Genomic DNA, 1,290 nt, shown 5'->3' on the forward strand with positions numbered 1-1,290 from the left:
GCATCATCTATAAGATGAGAGTTTGATCCTGGCTCAGGACGAACGCTGGCGGCATGCCTAATACATGCAAGTCGAACGAGCTTCCGTTGAATGACGTGCTTGCACTGATTTCAACATTGAAGCGAGTGGCGAACTGGTGAGTAACACGTGGGTAACTTGCCCAGAAGCAGGGGATAACACTTGGAAACAGGTGCTAATACCGTATAACAACAGAAACCGCATGGTTTCTGTTTGAAAGGTGGTTTCGGCTATCACTTCTGGATGGACCCGCGGCGTATTAGTTAGTTGGTGAGGTAAAGGCCCACCAAGACAATGATACGTAGCCGACCTGAGAGGGTAATCGGCCACATTGGGACTGAGACACGGCCCAAACTCCTACGGGAGGCAGCAGTAGGGAATCTTCCACAATGGACGAAAGTCTGATGGAGCAATGCCGCGTGAGTGAAGAAGGGTTTCGGCTCGTAAAACTCTGTTGTTAAAGAAGAACACTTCTGAGAGTAACTGTTCAGAAGTTGACGGTATTTAACCAGAAAGCCACGGCTAACTACGTGCCAGCAGCCGCGGTAATACGTAGGTGGCAAGCGTTGTCCGGATTTATTGGGCGTAAAGCGAGCGCAGGCGGTTTCTTAAGTCTGATGTGAAAGCCTTCGGCTTAACCGGAGAAGTGCATCGGAAACTGGGAGACTTGAGTGCAGAAGAGGACAGTGGAACTCCATGTGTAGCGGTGGAATGCGTAGATATATGGAAGAACACCAGTGGCGAAGGCGGCTGTCTAGTCTGTAACTGACGCTGAGGCTCGAAAGCATGGGTAGCAAACAGGATTAGATACCCTGGTAGTCCATGCCGTAAACGATGAGTGCTAGGTGTTGGAGGGTTTCCGCCCTTCAGTGCCGCAGCTAACGCATTAAGCACTCCGCCTGGGGAGTACGACCGCAAGGTTGAAACTCAAAGGAATTGACGGGGGCCCGCACAAGCGGTGGAGCATGTGGTTTAATTCGAAGCTACGCGAAGAACCTTACCAGGTCTTGACATCTTCTGCCAATCTTAGAGATAAGACGTTCCCTTCGGGGACAGAATGACAGGTGGTGCATGGTTGTCGTCAGCTCGTGTCGTGAGATGTTGGGTTAAGTCCCGCAACGAGCGCAACCCTTATTATCAGTTGCCAGCATTAAGTTGGGCACTCTGGTGAGACTGCCGGTGACAAACCGGAGGAAGGTGGGGATGACGTCAAATCATCATGCCCCTTATGACCTGGGCTACACACGTGCTACAATGGACGGTACAACGAGT

At 51.2% G+C, this 1,290-nt stretch carries 1 rRNA gene; it reads left to right on the forward strand.

Features of this window, described 5'->3' with window-relative positions:
- Window positions 1-10: 10 nt before the first annotated feature.
- Window positions 11-1,290 (forward strand): 16S ribosomal RNA (locus FD28_RS01610); the annotation flags it as partial.

It is taken from the genome of Levilactobacillus hammesii DSM 16381, from assembly GCF_001434395.1.
Taxonomy (GTDB): Bacteria; Bacillota; Bacilli; order Lactobacillales; family Lactobacillaceae; genus Levilactobacillus; species Levilactobacillus hammesii.